This window comes from Plantibacter sp. H53 (genome assembly GCF_001650455.1).
In the GTDB taxonomy this organism is placed as follows: domain Bacteria; phylum Actinomycetota; class Actinomycetes; order Actinomycetales; family Microbacteriaceae; genus Plantibacter; species Plantibacter flavus_A.
Map to the genome: position 1 here is coordinate 37,973 of NZ_LWCT01000035.1, position 16,986 is coordinate 54,958.

A 16,986-nucleotide genomic window follows, 5' to 3' on the forward strand; every position below is an offset into this window, starting at 1 on the left:
TAGCGTTGTCGACGGCCCGCAAGGGCTGACCTACGTAACCGCGTCCCGCCCCCTGTCGCACCGTGACGGCGTGCTGGACGTACGGTCGAACGCCACGCGGTAGCCGTTGTCGCCCCACGTGATCCGAGCCCGCGCGCTGTCCATCAGTGCGCCGATGGGGCGGATCGAGAGCCGTTCGACCCGGCCTGACGATCGACAGGAAGAGCGCACCGCGGTTCCGCGTGCGCTTCCAGGAGAACACATGACCGAAACGATTGCCGTCTCCGCGACGGGACTGTACAAGGTCTTCGGCAGGAAGCCGAAGGAAGCCGTGAAACGCCTGCAGGCCGGTGCCGCGCGTGACGAACTCGCCTCCGGCGGGACCACCGCAGCCGTCATCGACGCCTCGTTCGAGGTGAAGCAGGGCGAGATCTTCGTCGTGATGGGCCTCTCCGGCTCGGGCAAGTCGACGCTGATCCGGATGCTCAACGGCCTGCTCGAGCCGACGGCGGGCACCGTGACCATCGCCGGGAAGCCGATCTCGGGGGTGTCCTCGAAGCAGCTGCGTGCGGTCCGACAGGACAACATCTCGATGGTCTTCCAGCACTTCGCCCTCCTGCCGCACCGCACAGTGCTCGAGAACGCCGCCTATGGACTCGAGGTGAAGGGTGTGCCGGCCGCTGAACGACGCGAGCGGGCCCAGGCCGTCGTCGAGCGCGTCGGGCTCGCAGGCTGGGAGGACAAGCTCCCGGGCCAGCTCTCAGGCGGGATGCAGCAGCGCGTCGGCCTCGCCCGCGCACTCGCCTCGGACACCGACATCCTCCTCATGGACGAGGCGTTCTCCGCGCTCGATCCCCTCATCCGCCGCGAGATGCAGGAGCAGCTCGTCGAGCTGCAGGCCGAGCTCGGCAAGACCATCGTGTTCATCACCCACGACCTCAACGAGGCGATGTTCCTCGGCGACCGGATCGCCGTCATGCGTGACGGCCGGATCGTCCAGGTCGGCACCCCGAACGACATCCTGACCGACCCGGCGAACGACTACGTCGCCCAGTTCGTCCAGGACGTCGACCGCGCCCGCGTCCTGACCGCCGGTGGCGTGATGGAACCCGCGCGCTCCGTCGTCTCCGCGTCCGCCGGACCCCGGGCTGCCCTGCGCATCATGCGCGACCTGCAGACCTCGACCGCCTTCGTGGTCGGTCCGGGCCGGCAGCTCCTCGGCGTCGTCCGCGACAAGGACGTGCTGCGTCTCGTCCGGGCGGGCGACCACCAGCTCGGGAGCGTCATCACCGCCGACCTCGCCACGGTCTCGCCGGAGGCGGCACTCGTCGACCTCTTCGAGTCCGCCGTCGAGAGTGCCCTGCCCGTCGCCGTCGTGGACGAGCGGACGCGCCTGCTCGGCGTCGTCCCTCGGGTGACCCTGCTCGCCGCCGTCGGCAACGTCCCGACCAACACGGATGAGATCAGCCTCGTCGGACCGCCGGCGACGGTGCCTGTCGAGCTCATCACGGCGACCCTCCGGTCGACCGCGGAGGACCCGCAGCACCCCGACGACGTGACCTCGTCGATCGAGACCAGCGCCGCCGAACCGGCAGCGAGCTTGCCGGAAGGGAGTGTCCGATGAACGGCATCCGTCTCCAGTCGTCCGGGTTCCTGGACGCCATCACCCGCCCCGAGATCGGTGCGTGGGTCGAAGCCTTCGTCGACTTCATCACCGACGTCTTCCAGCCCGTCTTCGACGTCATCCGGAGCGTCTTCCAGGGGCTGTACGACGGCGTCGACCTCGTGCTCAGCGGTCCGCCGTTCTGGGTGATCATCATCGTCGCCGCGCTGTTGGCCTTCGTCGCGCGGGGCCCGGTGTTCGCCGTCGGCTCCGCGGTCGGGCTGCTGATCATCGTCGGCGTCGAGCAGTGGGACAACGCGATGGACTCGCTCTCGCTCGTGCTCGTGGCCGGTCTCATCGCCATCGTGATCGGGATCCCCCTCGGCATCCTGGCGGCCCGCTCGAAGGTCGCGTCGTCGATCATCCGCCCGTTGCTCGACTTCATGCAGACGACTCCTGCGTTCGTGTACCTCATCCCCGCGCTCATCCTGTTCCGCATCGGCGTCGTCCCGGGCATCGTCGCGACGATCGTCTTCGCGCTGGCCCCGGCAGTCCGTCTCACGGAACTCGGGATCCGCAACGTCGACCGCGAGGTCGTCGAGGCCGGCAACGCGTTCGGTGCTTCCTCCTGGCGGATCCTGCGCCAGATCCAGCTGCCGCTCGCGATGCCGAACATCATGGCCGGAGTCAACCAGGTCATCATGCTCTCGCTCTCGATGGTCGTCATCGCCGGAATGGTCGGCGCCGGCGGCCTGGGAGGCGACGTCGTCAAGAGCCTCTCCCGGATCGACATCCAGCTCGGTTCCGAAGCGGGCTTGTCGGTCGTCATCCTGGCGATCTTCCTGGACCGTCTCACCGCCTCCCTCGGCGGCGGTCGCAAGCAGCGCGGCAAGCGTACGAAGGCTGCCCCGGCCTCGCCCGCCGGGATCCGCCCGGCACCGGCCGCAAGCACCACGACGACCGACAGCACCGCCTCAGGCGAGGAGCAGCGCACCCCCGCCGAGTCGCCGACCGCCGTGCGGTGACCCACCGGCACACAGCTTTCCATCCGACGACACCGATCCCCGCGTCACGCGGGACGAAAGGAATCATCGAACATGCAGTACCGCACCAAGATCGCAACCACCATCGCAGCGGGGGCGGCGGCGACGCTCGCCATCTCCGGCTGCTCCGCCGGCGCCGCTGATGAGACGCTCGAGAACGGCGACAAGCAGGCGGTGACCATCGCCGTGTTCAGCGGCTGGGACGAGGGCATCGCGGCCTCCGAGCTGTGGAAGGCCGTGCTCGAGGAGCAGGGCTACGACGTCACCCTCGAGGAGGCGGAGCCCGCCCCGGTGTTCTCCGGCCTCAGCACCGGTGACTACGACCTGACGCTCGACGTCTGGCTGCCGACGACCCACGCGAGCTACATCGAGAAGTTCGGTGACGACGTCGTCGACCTCGGCGCCTGGAACACCGACGCCAAGCTCACGATCGCCGTCAACGAGGACGCCCCTGTCGACTCGCTCGAGGACCTCGCGGCCAACGCGGACCTCTTCGACAGCCGCCTCGTCGGCATCGACCCCGGTGCTGGCCTGACCGAAGCGACCCAGGACAAGGTCATCCCCGAGTACGGCCTCGACGACTGGGAGTTCCTGACCTCGGGCACCCCGGCGATGCTCTCGGAGCTGAAGGCCGCGACCGACGCCGGCGAGAACATCGCCGTCACGCTGTGGCGTCCGCACTGGGCCTACGACGCGTTCCCGATCAAGGACCTCGAGGACCCGAAGGGTGCCCTCGGGGACGCCGAAGGCATCCACAGCTTCGGCAAGGCCGACTTCGCGGATGAGTACCCGACGCTCGCCGGGTGGCTGAAGGACTTCGACTTCGACTCGGAGCGACTGTTCTCGCTCGAGAACGCGATGTTCAACGAGGGCGACTCGAAGGACTACGCGCCGGTCGTCAAGCAGTGGATCAGCGACAACCAGGAGTACGTGGACTCGCTCACCAAGTAGCGGATCGATGAGACGACGGGCACCGGAGCGATCCGGTGCCCGTCGTCTCGTGCGTCGGAGCCTCAGCCGCGGAGTCGGGCGAGACCGTCGACGGCCCGCTCCAGCACGTCGACGCGTTTGCAGAACGCGAACCGGAGCAGTGACGCGTAGTCCGGGTCGTGCCGGTCGAGGCAGAAGGCCGACAGCGGCACCGCCACGACGTCGGCGAGCTTGGGCAACGCCCGGCAGAACGCCGCAGCATCGTCGAAGCCCAACGGTGCCGCATCGGCCACGATGAAGTAGGTGCCGTCCGGACGGAAGGTGTCGAAACCGGCGGCTGAGAGGCCCGCGCTCAGGAGGTCCCGCTTGCCGCGCAGGCCGTCGGCGATGGCCGTGAACGAGGCGTCGGGCAGTCGGAGTCCGGTCGCCATCGCCGGCTGGAACGGTGCGCCGTTGACGTAACTGAGGTACTGCTTGACTGTCGAGACGGCCGAGACGAGTTCGCGGGGTCCGCTCAACCAGCCGATCTTCCACCCGGTCGTGCTGAAGGTCTTGCCACCGGATGAGATCGTGAGTGTGCGTCCGGCGGCACCCGGCAAGGTCGCGATCGGAACGTGCCGGACGTCGAAGGTCAGGTGCTCGTAGACCTCGTCGGTCACGATGATCGCATCGTGGCGCTCCGCCAACTCGGCGACCAGGTCGAGCGTCGCGTGGTCGAGGACGGTGCCGGTCGGGTTGTGCGGCGTGTTGACCAGGATGACCCTGGTCCGGTCGGTGACGGCGGCGAGGAGCTCGTCCGGGTCCGGCTGGAAGTCGGGTGCGCGCAGTTTGACCGTCCGGTGCCGCCCACCGGCGAGGGCGATGAGTCCGCCGTACGCGTCGTAGAACGGCTCGAAGGTCACGACCTCGTCGCCGCGCTCGACGAGGGCGAGCAGGGTCGCGGCGAGCGCCTCGGTCGCTCCGGCGGTGACGAGCACCTCTCCCTGCGGGTCGGGCTGAAGACCGTAGAACCGTCGCTGGTGCTCGCTGATCGCGGTGCGGAGGTCGAGGGTGCCCGGGCCGGGTGGGTACTGGTTCTCACCGCGCTCGATGGCCGCAATCGCCTCGGCGAGGACTGCCTCGGGTCCGTCCTCGTCGGGGAACCCCTGGCCGAGGTTGACGGCTCCGGTCTGCAGCGCGAGCGCGCTCATCTCCGCGAAGATCGTCGACGAGACGTGTCCGTCCTCGTCGACGAGGCCGGCGCCTTCGGCGGTGCGCCGCCAGGGTCCGTCAACCACCATGTCGATATCCTTCCGTGGCCGCGGGCGCGGGCCGCTCCCAATCTAGGACACCGTGCGCAGGTCCTTACGGCGAAGCCCTAGCCGGCGCACAGCGGGCGCGAATGAAACACTCAGCTCAGCACGGGAAGCTGACTGCGCTTGGAAGGAGCAGAATCGCCATGACCGACACCGCAGACGGACAGCACCCCGCCGAACACCCCCAGTCCACCCCGAACGGTGAGACCGCGCCGCAGTCCGCGCCCGCTGAGCAGGCGGGCGGCACCGTGCCTCCCGCGGGCGAGGCACGGCCGTCGACCTCAGGAGCGTACTTCCCGCCCCCGACCGCGATGCCACCGATCGCACCGCCCGCCGGTCAGCCGACGCAGCAGCCGTACGGCGCGGCCCAGCAGGGCTCGCCGTACCAGCAGGCGCCGCAGCACCCGTCCGCAGCCTTCTCCCGTCAGCAGCAGCCGAACCCGTACGCCGCGTACCAGCAGCCCACCGGTCAGCAGCCCACGGCACAGCCGCAGCCTGGTCAGCAACACGGTCCCTACGGTGCGTCCCCGTACGCCCAGCAGCCGACCGGGCAGCACCCCGGTGTCCCGACGCCTCCGGCAGCGCGCACGAAGAAGACCAACCGCCCGCTGGCGGGCATGGTCGCGATGCTCGCCGTCGGCGCCCTCATCGGAGGAGCGTCCGGCGCCGGGGCGACGCTCTGGGTCACGAACGCGACGAAGTCGAGTGTCTCGAGCAACGAGGCTGGCTCGAAGGCGTTCACCATCAACGACGACGCCGACGTCAGCCTGACCACGGCCATCGCCGCGACGGCCGGGCCGAGCGTCGTGACCCTCTCGGTCCAGGGCGGGCAGAGCGCCGGCACCGGCTCGGGGATCATCCTCAGCAAGGACGGTTACGTCCTGACGAACACGCACGTGGTCACCCTGGACGGCCAGGTCGCCGACCCGACCATCCGGGTCACCGATGCGAACGGCAAGCTGTACAACGCCAAGATCGTCGGCACGGACCCGATCTACGACCTCGCGGTCATCAAGCTCGAAGACGCCTCGGGTCTCAGCCCGATGGAGTTCGCGAACTCCGACAAGCTCAACGTCGGCGAGACGGCCGTCGCGATCGGTGCGCCGCTCGGACTGGCGGGAACCGTCACCGACGGCATCGTCAGCGCCCTCAACCGGAGCATCACCGTCGCCTCCTCCGCCGTTCCGGACTCCGGATCGAGCGACGACGGCGGGTCCGGCGACTCGAACGGCGACAACCAGAGCCCCTGGAACTTCGACGTGCCGGGGCAGACCACCCCGACCGCGCCGACCTCCTCGATCTCCATCGCGGTCATCCAGACCGACGCGGCGATCAACCCCGGCAACTCGGGTGGCGCGCTCGTCGACGGCACCGGCAAGCTCATCGGGGTCAACGTCGCGATCGCGAGCGCCGGAAGCACCGACTCGTCGTCGCAGAGCGGCAGCATCGGTGTCGGCTTCGCCATCCCGGCGAACATCGCCAAGCGCGTCTCGGACGAGATCATCAAGACGGGCAAGGCGACCCACGGCCTGCTCGGTGCGACCGTGAAGGACGCCTCGAGCGACGCCAAGAGCACGGTCGCCGGCGCGCTCATCGACAAGGTCACCGACAACGGCGCCGCGCAGGCCGCGGGTCTGAAGTCCGGGGACATCGTCACCGAGTTCAACGGCGTCCCGGTCACCGGTGCGAACGACCTGACCGCTCAGGTGCGGGCGCTCGCGGCGGGGGCGACGGCGAAGCTCACCTTCACCCGCGGCAACGACTCGCAGACCGCCGAGGTCACGCTCGGCGAGCTCGCGCTCTGACACCCGGGGCGTCACGCCCCGGAGGACGCCCGCACGGCCTCCGTGCGGGCGTCCTCCGCGTCCGGGCCACCCCGACGACCGGCTGCTAGGCTCGATCGAACGAAACACGGAGTGAACCCCCATGTCGAACGACACAGGCCAGGCCGACGCATCGTCGTCGCCCGGAGTCTCCTACGTGATGCCGGTGTTGAACGACGTCCGACACGTCAGAGCAGCTGTCGACAGCCTCCTGGCGCAGGACTACGCCGGCGACGTGGAGATCACGATCGCCGTCGGGCCGAGCATCGACGGCACGACCGAGCTCGTCCGAGAGCTCCAGGCGGCCGACCCCCGCATCCACGTGCTGGAGAACCGCGTCGGGTCGACCCCGGCCGGGCTCAACCTGGCGATCGCCGCGTCGACGCATCCGATCGTCATCCGGGTCGACGCCCACTCGGAGCTGCCCGACGACTACGCGCGTCTCGCGGTCGAGACCATGCTCCGCACGGGGGCGCAGAACGTGGGCGGCATCATGGACGCCCAGGGACGCACGAGCTTCGAGACGGCGGTGGCGCGGGCGTACGGCTCGCGTGTCGGACTCGGTGGCACACCCCACCACGTCGGCGGTCGAGAGGGGCCCGCCGACACGGTCTACCTCGGCGTCTTCGACCGCGAGATGCTCATGCGGGTGGGCATGTTCGACGAGCGCATCAAACGCGGACAGGACTGGGAGCTCAACCGCCGGATCAAGCAGGCCGGCGGCCTCGTCTGGTTCACGCCCGCGTTGCGCGTCGTCTACCGCCCGCGTGCGAGCATGCGCGCCCTGGCGCGACAGTTCTTCTCCACCGGACTCTGGCGCGGCGAACTCAGCCGGAGTTTCCCCACCCGCGGCACGCTCCGCTACTTCGCGCCACCGGTCCTGGTGCTCGGCATCGTGCTCGGCACGCTGCTCGGGCTCGGAGGCCTGGTCCAGCTGGGGGCGGGTGCGACACCGTGGCTGCTCCTCGGGTTCGCGGCCCCCATCGCCTATGCGGCCATCGTGCTGCTCGCGAGCATCGTCGTCACCGGGCGGGACGGGATACGCACGAGCCTCTGGATGCTCGCCGTCCTGCCGTGCATCCACTTCTGCTGGGGCACCGGGTTCGTGCTCGGCTACGGCTCGCTCGCGAAGGGCATCTCCGCGCTGCGCAATCCACCGAAGGCGGTCTAGATGTCGGATCCCAGCACGGCCGGAACCGGGCCGAGGCTCACGCCCCCGCGGACGATCGCCGAACTCCGTGCCGTGGCGCAACCGCCGGAGGTCCGTGCGCGGAAGAACGCCGAGCACTGGACCGCCGACCTCTACCTGCGAGACCTGTCGCCGTACATCACGTGGTTGCTGCTGCGCACGAGCATCAGCGCGAACGGCGTGACGGGTCTGATGATCCTGACCGGGTGGGCGACGGCCGCCGCGCTCCTCATCCCCGGATTCGGCGGTCCGGCCCTCGCACTCGTGCTCGGGCAGACGCAGATGCTCGTCGACTGCTGCGACGGCGAGGTCGCGCGTTGGCGGCGGACGTCGAGTCCGGCAGGTGCGTTCCTGGACTCCGTCGGCCACTACTCCACCGAGTCACTCATCGCGATCGCGCTCGGTGTCCGTGCCGCCGCGTTGCCGGTGGATGCGCCCGAGGACCTGGTCTGGATCACCCTCGGATTCGCGCTCGCGCTGTTCGTCGTGCTCAACAAGGCGCTGAACGACATGGTGCGGGTCGCCCGCGCCGGCTTCGGGGCGCCGAAGCTCACCTACTCGACCGAGGAGTCGGCGCCGCGCGGGGGACTGCTCGCGACGGCGCGGACGGTGGCGCGGTTCCTCCCGTTCCACCGGCTCTTCCACTCGGTCGAACTCACCATGGTGATCTTCGCCGCTTCCGTGGTCGGTCTGTTCGTCGGCGACGTCGAGGCGATGCGCTGGGTGCTCGCGATCCTCGTACCGCTTGCGCTCCTGACGCTCGTCGGTCATTTCGTCGCGATCGTCTCGTCGAAACGGCTCCACGCGTGATGTCCGGTCCGATCCCGGTCACGCGCTCCGTCGGCGTCGTGGTCCTGACGCAGGGGACCCGCCCGGTCGAGCTCACCGCAGCCGTGGAGAGCGTGCTCGCCCAGCAAGCGGTGGAGCTCGACGTGGTCGTGGTCGGTAACGGCTGGCAGCCGACCGGACTTCCGGACGGCGCTCGAGGCCTGGCCCTGTCCGAGAACCTCGGGATCCCCGCCGGACGCAACCGTGGTGTCGCGGCGGTGCAAGGGGAGTTCGTCTTCTTCCTCGACGACGACGCGACCATCCCGTCCACCACGTTCCTCCGCGACGCCATCGCGATGCTCGACGCGGACCGGTCCATCGGCCTCATCCAGCCCCGGCTCGCCGACGCGGACGGTGCCGCGACGCCGTCCCGCTGGGTGCCGCGAACCCGCGACAAGGACCCCAGGCATTCGAGCGCCGTGTTCTCCTGCCTCGAAGCGGCCGTCCTGCTGCCGCGGTCGGTGTTCGACGCCGTCGGTGGGTGGGCCGACCCGTTCTTCTACGCGCATGAGGGCATCGAGCTCGCCTGGCGGGTCTGGGACCAGGGGAGGCGAGCCTGGTACGAGGCCTCCCTCGAAGCGAACCACCCGGTGACCGAACCGACGAGGCACACCGCCTACTACCGGCTCAACGCGCGGAACCGGGTCTGGCTCGCACGGCGGAACCTCCCCGTACCGCTCATTCCGCTGTATGTGGGCTCCTGGACCGCGATCCAGGTGATCCGGTGGTGGCGGAAGCCGGAGGCCCTCCGCCCCTGGTTCGGCGGCTGGCGTGAGGGCTGGCGGACGGACCCCGGCGAACGTCGCCCACTGCGCTGGCGGACGGTCTGGCGGATGACGCGCGCAGGGCGACCTCCGGTCATCTGAGCGGCGGGCGCCCGTCGTGATCCCACCGTGACCTGGCGTCGTTACGCTTGACGGATGCTGGAGCTGACATGGGCCTGATCAGAGACGGTCGTCGTGCCATCACGCTCGCCAAGGACCTGCTCGCCAACCGCCGGGCCAGAGCCGTCCTCGCGGCGCAGATGCAGGCGGCTCCCGTGATCGAGCCGGGGCGCTACAAGATGGCCGTGTACTTCGCGGACGGCGCCGTCAACATGTACCAGATCCGCCAGTGGTACCGGCCGCTCGCCGAACTGTCGAAGAGGTGGCCCGTCCTCATCCTCAGCCGCGGTGCGACGGCGGCGGCGAAGCTGTTCGAGGAGTCGCCGATCCCGACGGCCTACGTCCGGACGGTCGTCGCCCTCGAGCGCACGCTTGCCGAACAGGACATCCGCGTCGTGCTGTACGTCAACCAGAACGCCAAGAACTTCCAGATGTTCCGCTACGGCTCCCGCTGGCACGTCTTCGTCAACCACGGCGAGAGCGACAAGATGTACATGACGACGAACCAGTTCAAAGCCTACGACTACAGCCTCATCGCGGGCCAAGCGGCGAGGAACCGGCTGGAGCGGGTGCTCTGGGACTACGACTTCGACAAGCGCGCGATCATGATCGGCCGCCCCCAGGCCGACCACTATTCGGGCGAACTGCCCTACACGCCCGATGAGCGGACCGTCGTCCTGTACGCGCCCACTTGGGAGGGCGACCGCGCGGCCGCGGCGTACGGCTCGATCGCGAGCCACGGCGTTGCCCTCGTCCGAGCACTCATCGCGACCGGGCGGCACCGCGTCGTGTACCGTCCGCACCCGAGGAGCGGTGTCGTCGATCCGGCCTACGCGAGCGCGAACCGCGAGATCATGGCCGCGCTCCAGGAGGCGAACCGTGCGGACGCCTCGGCCCAGCACGTCGTCGACACGGGTGCCGACCTCGGTTGGCAGCTGGCGGCGGCGGACGCGGCCATCGTCGACATCTCCGCGATGGTCTACGACCGCCTCGCGAGCGGGAAGCCGCTCATGATCACCCGTCCCGTGAACCCGGAGGCGGAGATCGACACCGGAGGGTACCTCTCGGCGTGCGAGTGGTTGGATGCGTCGGACGCCGCGGACATCGTCGACGGCGTCGACCGACTCCTCGGTGATCCCGAGACGGTCGCTCGACTGCAGCACTGGGTCGAGTACTACTTCGGCGACACGACGCCCGGAGTGACGACGGCGAGGTTCCACAGCGCCATCGAGCATCTGATGTCGGAATGGGAACGGTTCGCCCTCGCGCACGCCGATGGCGGGCCGAAGCTCGACGAGCATGAGGACGATGAGGACGAAGACGAGGATGACGACGACAGAGGACGCGCCTGAGGCGCCCTGAGCCGTTGAGTCCGCGCCCAGGAGAACCGCGTAGGGTCGGGCAGGTGAATCCGTCCTCCGGGCGACTGGCCTCCCTCGACGGAGTCCGTGGTGTCGCCAGCGTCGTCGTGGTGCTCTACCACGTGTCGTTGCTCGCACGACCCTTCGCGACGGGCCGGATCTCGGAGCCCGCCTGGGACATCGCGACCGAGACGCCGCTCAAGCTGCTCTTCGCCGGCACCGAGGCCGTGCAGGTGTTCTTCGTCCTCAGCGGTCTCGTCGTCGCGCTCCCGCTGTTGCGAGGCGGCGCGAGCTGGCCGGGGTTCTTCGCCGCCCGATTCGTGCGGCTCTACCTCCCCGTGTGGGGATCGCTGCTGTTCGCCGCCGCCCTCATCCTCCTCATCCCGAGGGACCCGGCGTCGGTGACCACCGGTGAGTGGATCGCGAACGCGAACGCGACGAGCGTCGACCCGCTGCACCTCCTGAGGGAGGCCACCCTGACGCCGGCGAGCTACACCCTGGTGAACACCCTGTGGTCGCTGCGCTGGGAGCTGATCTTCACGCTCCTCCTCCCGATCGCCGTCCTACTCGCTCGGTTGCTGCGCCGCTGGGCGTGGCCGGTCGCCGCACTGATGTCCGTGATCATGGTGCTCGGACGGGTCGCGGGACTGGACGCCGCCGTGTACCTGCCGGCGTTCTTCATCGGTACGCTGATCGCCGTCCGGCTCGACGACCTCCGAGCCTGGGCTGCGGATCGGTCCCGCCCGCTGCAATGGGCGTTGCTCACGGGCGGGTCCGCGCTCCTGCTCGTCGCGAGCTGGCTCTCCCGACCGTTCGTCGAATCCTCATCGACGCTCGGTCAGGCGCTCTGGGGCCTGTCGGGTGTGGGCGCGGCCGGCCTCATCGTCGTCGCCATCGGAAGCCCGTTCGCCCGTCGGCTCCTCGAGGCGCCGCCGGTCCTCTGGCTCGGGAAGGTGTCCTTCAGCCTGTACCTCGTGCACGCCCCGATCCTGGCCACACTCGCCTTCTCGTTCGGAGATGAGCGTTGGTGGCTGGTCGGGATCGTCGGTGTCCCACTGAGCCTGCTGGTCGCCGCCGGGTTCTTCCAGCTCGTCGAGCGTCCGTCCCACGGCCTGGCGCGCAGCGTCGGTCGGGGGGTACAGGCGGGGGTCGCTGCGGTGCGTTCCCGGATGCTCAGCCGACGCGAGGGACGAGCGCGTTCCGCTTCTTCCGGCGAGCGGCCGCGTGCAACTCCTGAGCCCACCGACGGGTGACGGCCTCGTCGTCGTACTGCTCCGCGGTCGTTCTCGCGTTGCGACGCATCGCGTCGACCTCGGCTTCAGGAAGGGCGAGCAGGCGCTCGATGGCGGCCGACACGACGGCCGGTTCCGCGGACGGCACGAGGAACCCGTTCCAACCGTCGCGGACGATGTCGGCCGGCCCGTACGGCACGTCGACCACGATGGGAAGACACCCGGCTGCCATCGCCTCGATGAGCACGAGCGGGAAGCCCTCGGAGGTCGAGGTCATGACGAGGAACGAACCCGAGCCGAGCTGCTGCCGGGCCGAGCGGTCGTAACCGTGGAGGACGACGCGGTGGTCCGGGTCCTCGGCGGCGAGGAGCGTCTGCAACTCGTCGAGCAGTTCCCCGCCGCCGTAGACGTCGAGCGTCGGGGGAGGCCCGTCCACCGGGGTGGTGGCGAGGACGGCGCGGATCGCGTTCGCCGGCCGTTTCCGGGCCGTGAGCGAACCGAGGAACATGCCGCGGCTGCGAGGCCGAGGTGCACGCGCGACGTCCGGTGCGACGAGTTCGCGCGAGTTCGGGATGACCCCGAGCGAGGCGTGCTCGCCGAGCATGGTCGTCACGTCCGCGAGCTGGCGGTCGCTGAGCAGGGCGACGAGGTCGAAGTCGTCGAGCGCCTCGAACACCGCTCGCCGTGACTCCCGCAGCCGACCGTGTGGTCGTTCCGTGCCCTGGAGGTGCGAGGCGTGCACGACATGCGCGGTGACGACGTTGCGTTTCCGGTAGCTCAGGACGAACGGGGCGATGGTCTTGCTGTCGACGATCATCCAGGCCGGAGCGCCCGCGGTGAGCGTGTCGAACCAGGCGCGGTACAGGGACCAGATGCGCCCCCAGGATCGTACGGGACGGCCCTGGTCGTCGCAGAGGACCACGGACCGGCCGCCCTTGACACCCCGCTCGCGCGTGTCGCGGCGGTCGGACAGGAGCAGGGTGCCGTCGGTCCGGTAGACGTCCACCTGCAGGATCTGACCGGACTCATCGTGACGCTCGCGGCTGAGGACCACGTCGCCGCGGCGTCGTTCCGTGCTGCCGTCCTCCAGGGGGAGCGGGGTGAACCCGTGGCGGGCCAGGTCGAGGGACCCACCCGGCAGGGGGTTGTCGCGCAGCCAGTCCCAGAGGTTGACGACCCGCAGGCCGTCGATCAGGTCTCCTCGCGTGCGCAGCCGTGCCTCCAACTCGGGGTAGTCCGCGCGGTGGTCGAAGGTGAGGACGTCGACGGGGGTGTCGGCCAATCGGATGAACGCGCGCGAGCGCTGGAGCATCGCCTCCGTCATGCCGCCGAAGTCGTCCGACAGACCCCAGGTCACCGCGAAGTGGCGGCCTTCCGGGAAGGGCTTCTGGGGACGGCGCAGGAATGGAAGTCTCACCCTCCGACGGTACGCGATGGACCTGGAGGGATGCCGCATCCGGACCGGCCCGGTCGGCGCTGAGCCCGAGCGCGCCGAGGGTGGTCAGGGACGCTGTTCGGGCCCGTCCGGGCCGACCGTCTCGCTGCCGGCCTCGATGGCCAGGTTCTTCCGGCGACGGAACACCTGGTCGCGGACCTTCCCGAGGCCGGACCGGCCGGAGACGGCCCGCATCCGTGGCTCGAGGTCGAGGGGGACGACGAACGGCGCCGGTCCGAACGCCTGGCGAGCGGCACGGACGACCTGTCGGCCGAGCATGTGATTGCCGATGCCGCCGACGGCAGCTCCGACACCGAAGGGCAGTGCTTTGCCGATGACGCCGGCGCTGCCGCTCGCCGCGAAGTGCTTCACGAAGCGCACCCGCAACTGGTCGGCGACGGGGCCCACGATCATGGACGGCAGACCCTGGGTGATCGTCTGGCCCCAGAACGCCTGCCGGGGGATACCCTTCCCGGCCGCCTGGGATCCGAAGTTCCGCAGGAGGTCGGTTCCGGCCTTGCCGAGCATCATGGTCATGACGAGCGCGCGGGATCGCATCGGATCGGCCAGGGCGATGCCGTGGACCTCGGTGACCGACTGGGCGAACAGGGCGGTCGCCTCGAGGAACCCCGCCGTCTCGACACCGGAGAGCGCAAGGGTCGTCGCCGTCCCGATCGCCGGGACGACGGCGGTCGCGCCCACGGCGGCTCCCGTCGTCGTCACCGTCGTGAGGTACCGACGCTCCAGGACACGGATGAGCTGGTCCGCCGTAGCGTTCGGGTACATCCGCCGGATCGACCGGATGTGTGCCACGACCACCGGTCGCTGGACCCAGAGCAGACGGTCGAGCGCCCGCACCCATCCCGGCTCAGGCAGCACGGGCTGCTGTGCTGCGGCGGTGGGGAACTGGGCGGGACCCGGAACGGGTCCCTGCTGCGGTCCGGTCATGACGGCCTCCTCGTGGGCGGGGCGGCCAGTCTACGTCGACCCACTGCAGGTCGAGTGACGCTTGCTGGCAGGCCTCAGCTGTTGTAGTCGGCGTTGTAGCGGTCGAGCACGTCGTCGATCGGCGCGTCGAGCACGAGCGCCCCCTTGTCGAGGTAGAGCCCCCTCGTGCAGAAGCGTCGGAGGTCCTTCTCGTTGTGCGAGACGAAGAACAGGGTGCGCCCGCCATCGAGGAGTTCCTCGATGCGCCGGTAGCACTTCTCGCGGAACGCGCGGTCGCCGACGGCGAGGACCTCGTCGACGAGGATGATCGGCTCCTCGAGCTGTGCGATCACCGCGAAGGCGATGCGGACCTTCATGCCGCTCGAGAGATGCTTGTACGGGGTGTCCACGAAGTCGGCGATCTCGGCGAAGGCGATGATGTCGTCGAACCGTCCGTCGATCTCGCGCCGGGACATGCCGTGGAGGCCGGCCGTCAGGTACACGTTGTCGCGGACCGTCAGGTCGTTGACGAAGCCGCCGGTGATCTCGATGAGCGGCGCGACACCCTCGTGCACGCCGATGGTGCCCTCATCGGGCAGGACGACGCCCGCGACGAGCTTGAGCAGCGTCGACTTGCCCTGACCGTTCCGTCCGACGACGCCGATGGCCTCTCCGGGGGCGACATCGAAGGAGACGTGGCGCAGGGGCCAGAACTCACCCGGCTTCGAGCGTCGGTCGCGACCGGCGAAGAGGTCCTTGAAACTCCGCCGACCGCCACGGTTGCGCCGGAACCGGATCCCTGCGTCGGCCACCGAGATCGCCGGCCGAGCGGCGGTTGCGTTGCCTGTGGGCATCAGATCTCCTTCAGCACGGAGCGCTCGCAGCGCTTGAAGACGAGGAGACCGACCGCGAGGATGACCGTGGACATGGCGGCGGACACACCCACGAGGTGCCAGTTGAGCTCCTGTGGGAAGAACGCGGAACGGTAGAGCGCGAAGATCCCGCTGAGCGGGTTGAACGCCGCGAAGGGCTCGATCCTGTCGGGCAGCGCCGTCGTGCTGTAGATGATCGGCGTCGCGTAGAACATGAACCGCAGGACGAGCTTGACGGCGCGCTCGAGATCGCGGAAGAACACGACGAGCGGAGCGACGATCAGGCAGAGCCCGATCGTCAGGACGGCTTGGATGACGATGGCGAGCGGGAACAGCACGATGTCGAGGTTGACCTGCGCGCCGCTGAAGATCGCGAACGCCGCAAGGACCGGGAGCGCAGCGAGGAACTCGATGCCCTTCGACAGCACGATCCGGTTCACCCAGATGGTCCGGGGGATCGTCGTCGAACGCACGAGTTTCGCCTCGCGCAGGAAGGCGCGGGTGCTGTCGGACACCGATCCGGTGAACCACATCCACGGCAGCAGTGCCGCGAGGAGGAACACGATGTAGGGTTCCTCGCCGACGTCGCGCCGGAACACCTGCGTGAAGACGAACCAGTAGATCCCACTCATGACGAGCGGGTCGAGGATGGACCACACGTAGCCGAGCGCGCTCGTCGAGTAGCGCACGCGCAGGTCTCGGACCGTCAGGATCCAGAGCGCGTGGCGGTACCTCGCCGATCGCGACATCCTTGGCCGCGTCTCAGCTGAAGAACTCACGTGACCAACCTTATCGAGGTGACGCAGGAACGCCGCCCGCGACGCTCAGCGTCGGGACGGCGTTCGTGTGCGATGTGGACGGGGACCTCAGACGAAGAGGTTCGCGCGCTCGAGGTCCTCGGCGAAGTCGACCTCGACCGCGTAGAGGTCGGAGATGTCGACCGGCTCGACGAGCATGCCCTCGCGCTCGATGGCGAGCTCGATGCCGCGCTCGAAGTAGTCCTGGTCGCCGACCTTGGTCAGGTAGCGGTGGAGCATCGTCTTGTCCTGCGACGAGATGTAGTTGATGCCCACGGCCTCGCCCAGCCCGCCGACGACGGTCTTCGAGAGCTCTTTGATGTAGCCCTCGGCGCTCGTCGTGTACTTGACTTCCTCGTCGGACACCTTGGAGGTGTTGACGGTCACGAACGAACGGTCCTTGGCGATCATCGCGGCAGCGCGGTCGAGGACGGCCGGGTCGAAGACGACGTCGCCGTTCATCCAGAGCACGCCACCGGCCTGAGACGCCGCGAGGGCGCGCATGAGGCTCTTCGAGGTGTTGGTCTGGTCGTACTGCTCGTTGTAGACGAAGGAGGCGTCGGGGAACGCTTCGATGATGTGCTCGAGCTTGTAGCCGACGACGATCGTCACTTTGGCGCTCGCTCCGAACGCGTGGTGGATGTTGTCGAACTGCTGCTGCATGATGGTGCGGCCGTCGCTGAGCTCGGTCAGGGGCTTGGGAAGCGAGCGGCCGAGACGGCTGCCCATCCCTGCGGCAAGGATCACTACCTGGGTGGTCACGTTGTTCTCCTCAGTGTGGGTATGGA

General features: G+C 69.2%; 15 protein-coding genes. 9 read left to right on the forward strand and 6 right to left on the reverse strand.

All coding sequences use genetic code 11. From position 1 onward, the window contains the following. Positions 1-241: 241 nt before the first annotated feature. The 3 genes from A4X17_RS13440 to A4X17_RS13450 all read left to right on the forward strand — a co-directional run bounded on the left by A4X17_RS13440 (position 242) and on the right by A4X17_RS13450 (position 3,576). On the forward strand, positions 242-1,603 hold the full coding sequence (locus A4X17_RS13440) for a glycine betaine/L-proline ABC transporter ATP-binding protein (protein WP_082916171.1): 1,362 nt from the start codon (positions 242-244) through the stop codon (positions 1,601-1,603). Next, positions 1,600-2,607 carry a proline/glycine betaine ABC transporter permease gene (locus tag A4X17_RS13445; RefSeq protein WP_064296187.1) on the forward strand — a complete coding sequence of 336 codons (1,008 nt, stop codon included), beginning with the start codon at positions 1,600-1,602 and terminating at the stop codon, positions 2,605-2,607. The genes A4X17_RS13440 and A4X17_RS13445 overlap by 4 nt, the downstream gene beginning before the upstream one ends. 72 nt (positions 2,608-2,679) lie before the next feature. Continuing rightward, positions 2,680-3,576 (forward strand): glycine betaine ABC transporter substrate-binding protein, encoded by an 897-nt coding sequence (locus A4X17_RS13450; RefSeq protein ID WP_064296188.1) that lies wholly within the window; start codon positions 2,680-2,682, stop codon positions 3,574-3,576. 62 nt (positions 3,577-3,638) lie between these two features. Here A4X17_RS13450 and A4X17_RS13455 read toward each other — a convergent pair whose 3' ends face one another. Beyond that, positions 3,639-4,835: an aminotransferase class I/II-fold pyridoxal phosphate-dependent enzyme gene (locus A4X17_RS13455; protein WP_064296189.1), complete on the reverse strand. Its 1,197-nt coding sequence runs from the start codon at positions 4,833-4,835 to the stop codon at positions 3,639-3,641. A 158-nt stretch (positions 4,836-4,993) separates the two neighbouring features. On the opposite strand from A4X17_RS13455, the gene A4X17_RS13460 reads away from it, so the two are divergent. The 6 genes from A4X17_RS13460 (at position 4,994) to A4X17_RS13485 (ending at position 12,188) form a co-directional block, all read left to right on the forward strand. Continuing rightward, on the forward strand, positions 4,994-6,655 hold the full coding sequence (locus A4X17_RS13460; RefSeq protein ID WP_064296190.1) for a trypsin-like peptidase domain-containing protein: 1,662 nt from the start codon (positions 4,994-4,996) through the stop codon (positions 6,653-6,655). 121 nt (positions 6,656-6,776) lie between these two features. Further along, positions 6,777-7,844 (forward strand): glycosyltransferase family 2 protein, encoded by a 1,068-nt coding sequence (locus tag A4X17_RS13465; RefSeq protein ID WP_064296191.1) that lies wholly within the window; start codon positions 6,777-6,779, stop codon positions 7,842-7,844. Further along, positions 7,845-8,672 carry a CDP-alcohol phosphatidyltransferase family protein gene (locus A4X17_RS13470; protein WP_064296192.1) on the forward strand — a complete coding sequence of 276 codons (828 nt, stop codon included), beginning with the start codon at positions 7,845-7,847 and terminating at the stop codon, positions 8,670-8,672. Then, complete coding sequence (locus tag A4X17_RS13475; protein ID WP_064296193.1) at positions 8,672-9,556, forward strand: glycosyltransferase family 2 protein; 885 nt, start codon at positions 8,672-8,674, stop codon at positions 9,554-9,556. Before A4X17_RS13470 ends, A4X17_RS13475 begins: the two co-directional genes overlap by 1 nt. Before the next feature lie 68 nt (positions 9,557-9,624). Further along, positions 9,625-10,926 (forward strand): CDP-glycerol glycerophosphotransferase family protein, encoded by a 1,302-nt coding sequence (locus A4X17_RS13480; protein ID WP_064296194.1) that lies wholly within the window; start codon positions 9,625-9,627, stop codon positions 10,924-10,926. Positions 10,927-10,979: 53 nt separating this feature from the next. Next, the gene (locus tag A4X17_RS13485) at positions 10,980-12,188 is read left to right on the forward strand and encodes an acyltransferase (protein ID WP_064296195.1); all 1,209 of its coding nucleotides are present in this window, start codon (positions 10,980-10,982) and stop codon (positions 12,186-12,188) included. Here the strand turns inward: A4X17_RS13485 and A4X17_RS13490 are convergent. The 5 genes from A4X17_RS13490 to A4X17_RS13510 all read right to left on the reverse strand — a co-directional run bounded on the left by A4X17_RS13490 (position 12,109) and on the right by A4X17_RS13510 (position 16,960). Next, positions 12,109-13,584 carry a glycosyltransferase gene (locus A4X17_RS13490; RefSeq protein ID WP_157583520.1) on the reverse strand — a complete coding sequence of 492 codons (1,476 nt, stop codon included), beginning with the start codon at positions 13,582-13,584 and terminating at the stop codon, positions 12,109-12,111. The two genes, A4X17_RS13485 and A4X17_RS13490, sit on opposite strands and share 80 nt — an antisense overlap. An 84-nt stretch (positions 13,585-13,668) precedes the next feature. After that, the gene (locus A4X17_RS13495) at positions 13,669-14,550 is read right to left on the reverse strand and encodes a hypothetical protein (RefSeq protein ID WP_064296197.1); all 882 of its coding nucleotides are present in this window, start codon (positions 14,548-14,550) and stop codon (positions 13,669-13,671) included. Positions 14,551-14,624: 74 nt separating this feature from the next. Next, positions 14,625-15,383 (reverse strand): ABC transporter ATP-binding protein, encoded by a 759-nt coding sequence (locus A4X17_RS13500; protein WP_064296198.1) that lies wholly within the window; start codon positions 15,381-15,383, stop codon positions 14,625-14,627. Then, positions 15,383-16,150 (reverse strand): ABC transporter permease, encoded by a 768-nt coding sequence (locus tag A4X17_RS13505; protein ID WP_064296199.1) that lies wholly within the window; start codon positions 16,148-16,150, stop codon positions 15,383-15,385. The genes A4X17_RS13500 and A4X17_RS13505 overlap by 1 nt, the downstream gene beginning before the upstream one ends. A 117-nt stretch (positions 16,151-16,267) precedes the next feature. After that, positions 16,268-16,960: an NTP transferase domain-containing protein gene (locus A4X17_RS13510; RefSeq protein ID WP_064296200.1), complete on the reverse strand. Its 693-nt coding sequence runs from the start codon at positions 16,958-16,960 to the stop codon at positions 16,268-16,270. Positions 16,961-16,986 lie beyond the last annotated feature (26 nt).

Coding starts and splice junctions, on each gene's coding strand:
- A4X17_RS13440 (WP_082916171.1), top strand. CDS start 242: ATGACCGAAACGATTGCCGTCTCCGCGACGGGACTGTACAAGGTCTTC.
- A4X17_RS13445 (WP_064296187.1), top strand. CDS start 1,600: ATGAACGGCATCCGTCTCCAGTCGTCCGGGTTCCTGGACGCCATCACC.
- A4X17_RS13450 (WP_064296188.1), top strand. CDS start 2,680: ATGCAGTACCGCACCAAGATCGCAACCACCATCGCAGCGGGGGCGGCG.
- A4X17_RS13455 (WP_064296189.1), bottom strand. CDS start 4,835: ATGGTGGTTGACGGACCCTGGCGGCGCACCGCCGAAGGCGCCGGCCTC.
- A4X17_RS13460 (WP_064296190.1), top strand. CDS start 4,994: ATGACCGACACCGCAGACGGACAGCACCCCGCCGAACACCCCCAGTCC.
- A4X17_RS13465 (WP_064296191.1), top strand. CDS start 6,777: ATGTCGAACGACACAGGCCAGGCCGACGCATCGTCGTCGCCCGGAGTC.
- A4X17_RS13470 (WP_064296192.1), top strand. CDS start 7,845: ATGTCGGATCCCAGCACGGCCGGAACCGGGCCGAGGCTCACGCCCCCG.
- A4X17_RS13475 (WP_064296193.1), top strand. CDS start 8,672: ATGTCCGGTCCGATCCCGGTCACGCGCTCCGTCGGCGTCGTGGTCCTG.
- A4X17_RS13480 (WP_064296194.1), top strand. CDS start 9,625: ATGGGCCTGATCAGAGACGGTCGTCGTGCCATCACGCTCGCCAAGGAC.
- A4X17_RS13495 (WP_064296197.1), bottom strand. CDS start 14,550: ATGACCGGACCGCAGCAGGGACCCGTTCCGGGTCCCGCCCAGTTCCCC.
- A4X17_RS13500 (WP_064296198.1), bottom strand. CDS start 15,383: ATGCCCACAGGCAACGCAACCGCCGCTCGGCCGGCGATCTCGGTGGCC.
- A4X17_RS13505 (WP_064296199.1), bottom strand. CDS start 16,150: ATGTCGCGATCGGCGAGGTACCGCCACGCGCTCTGGATCCTGACGGTC.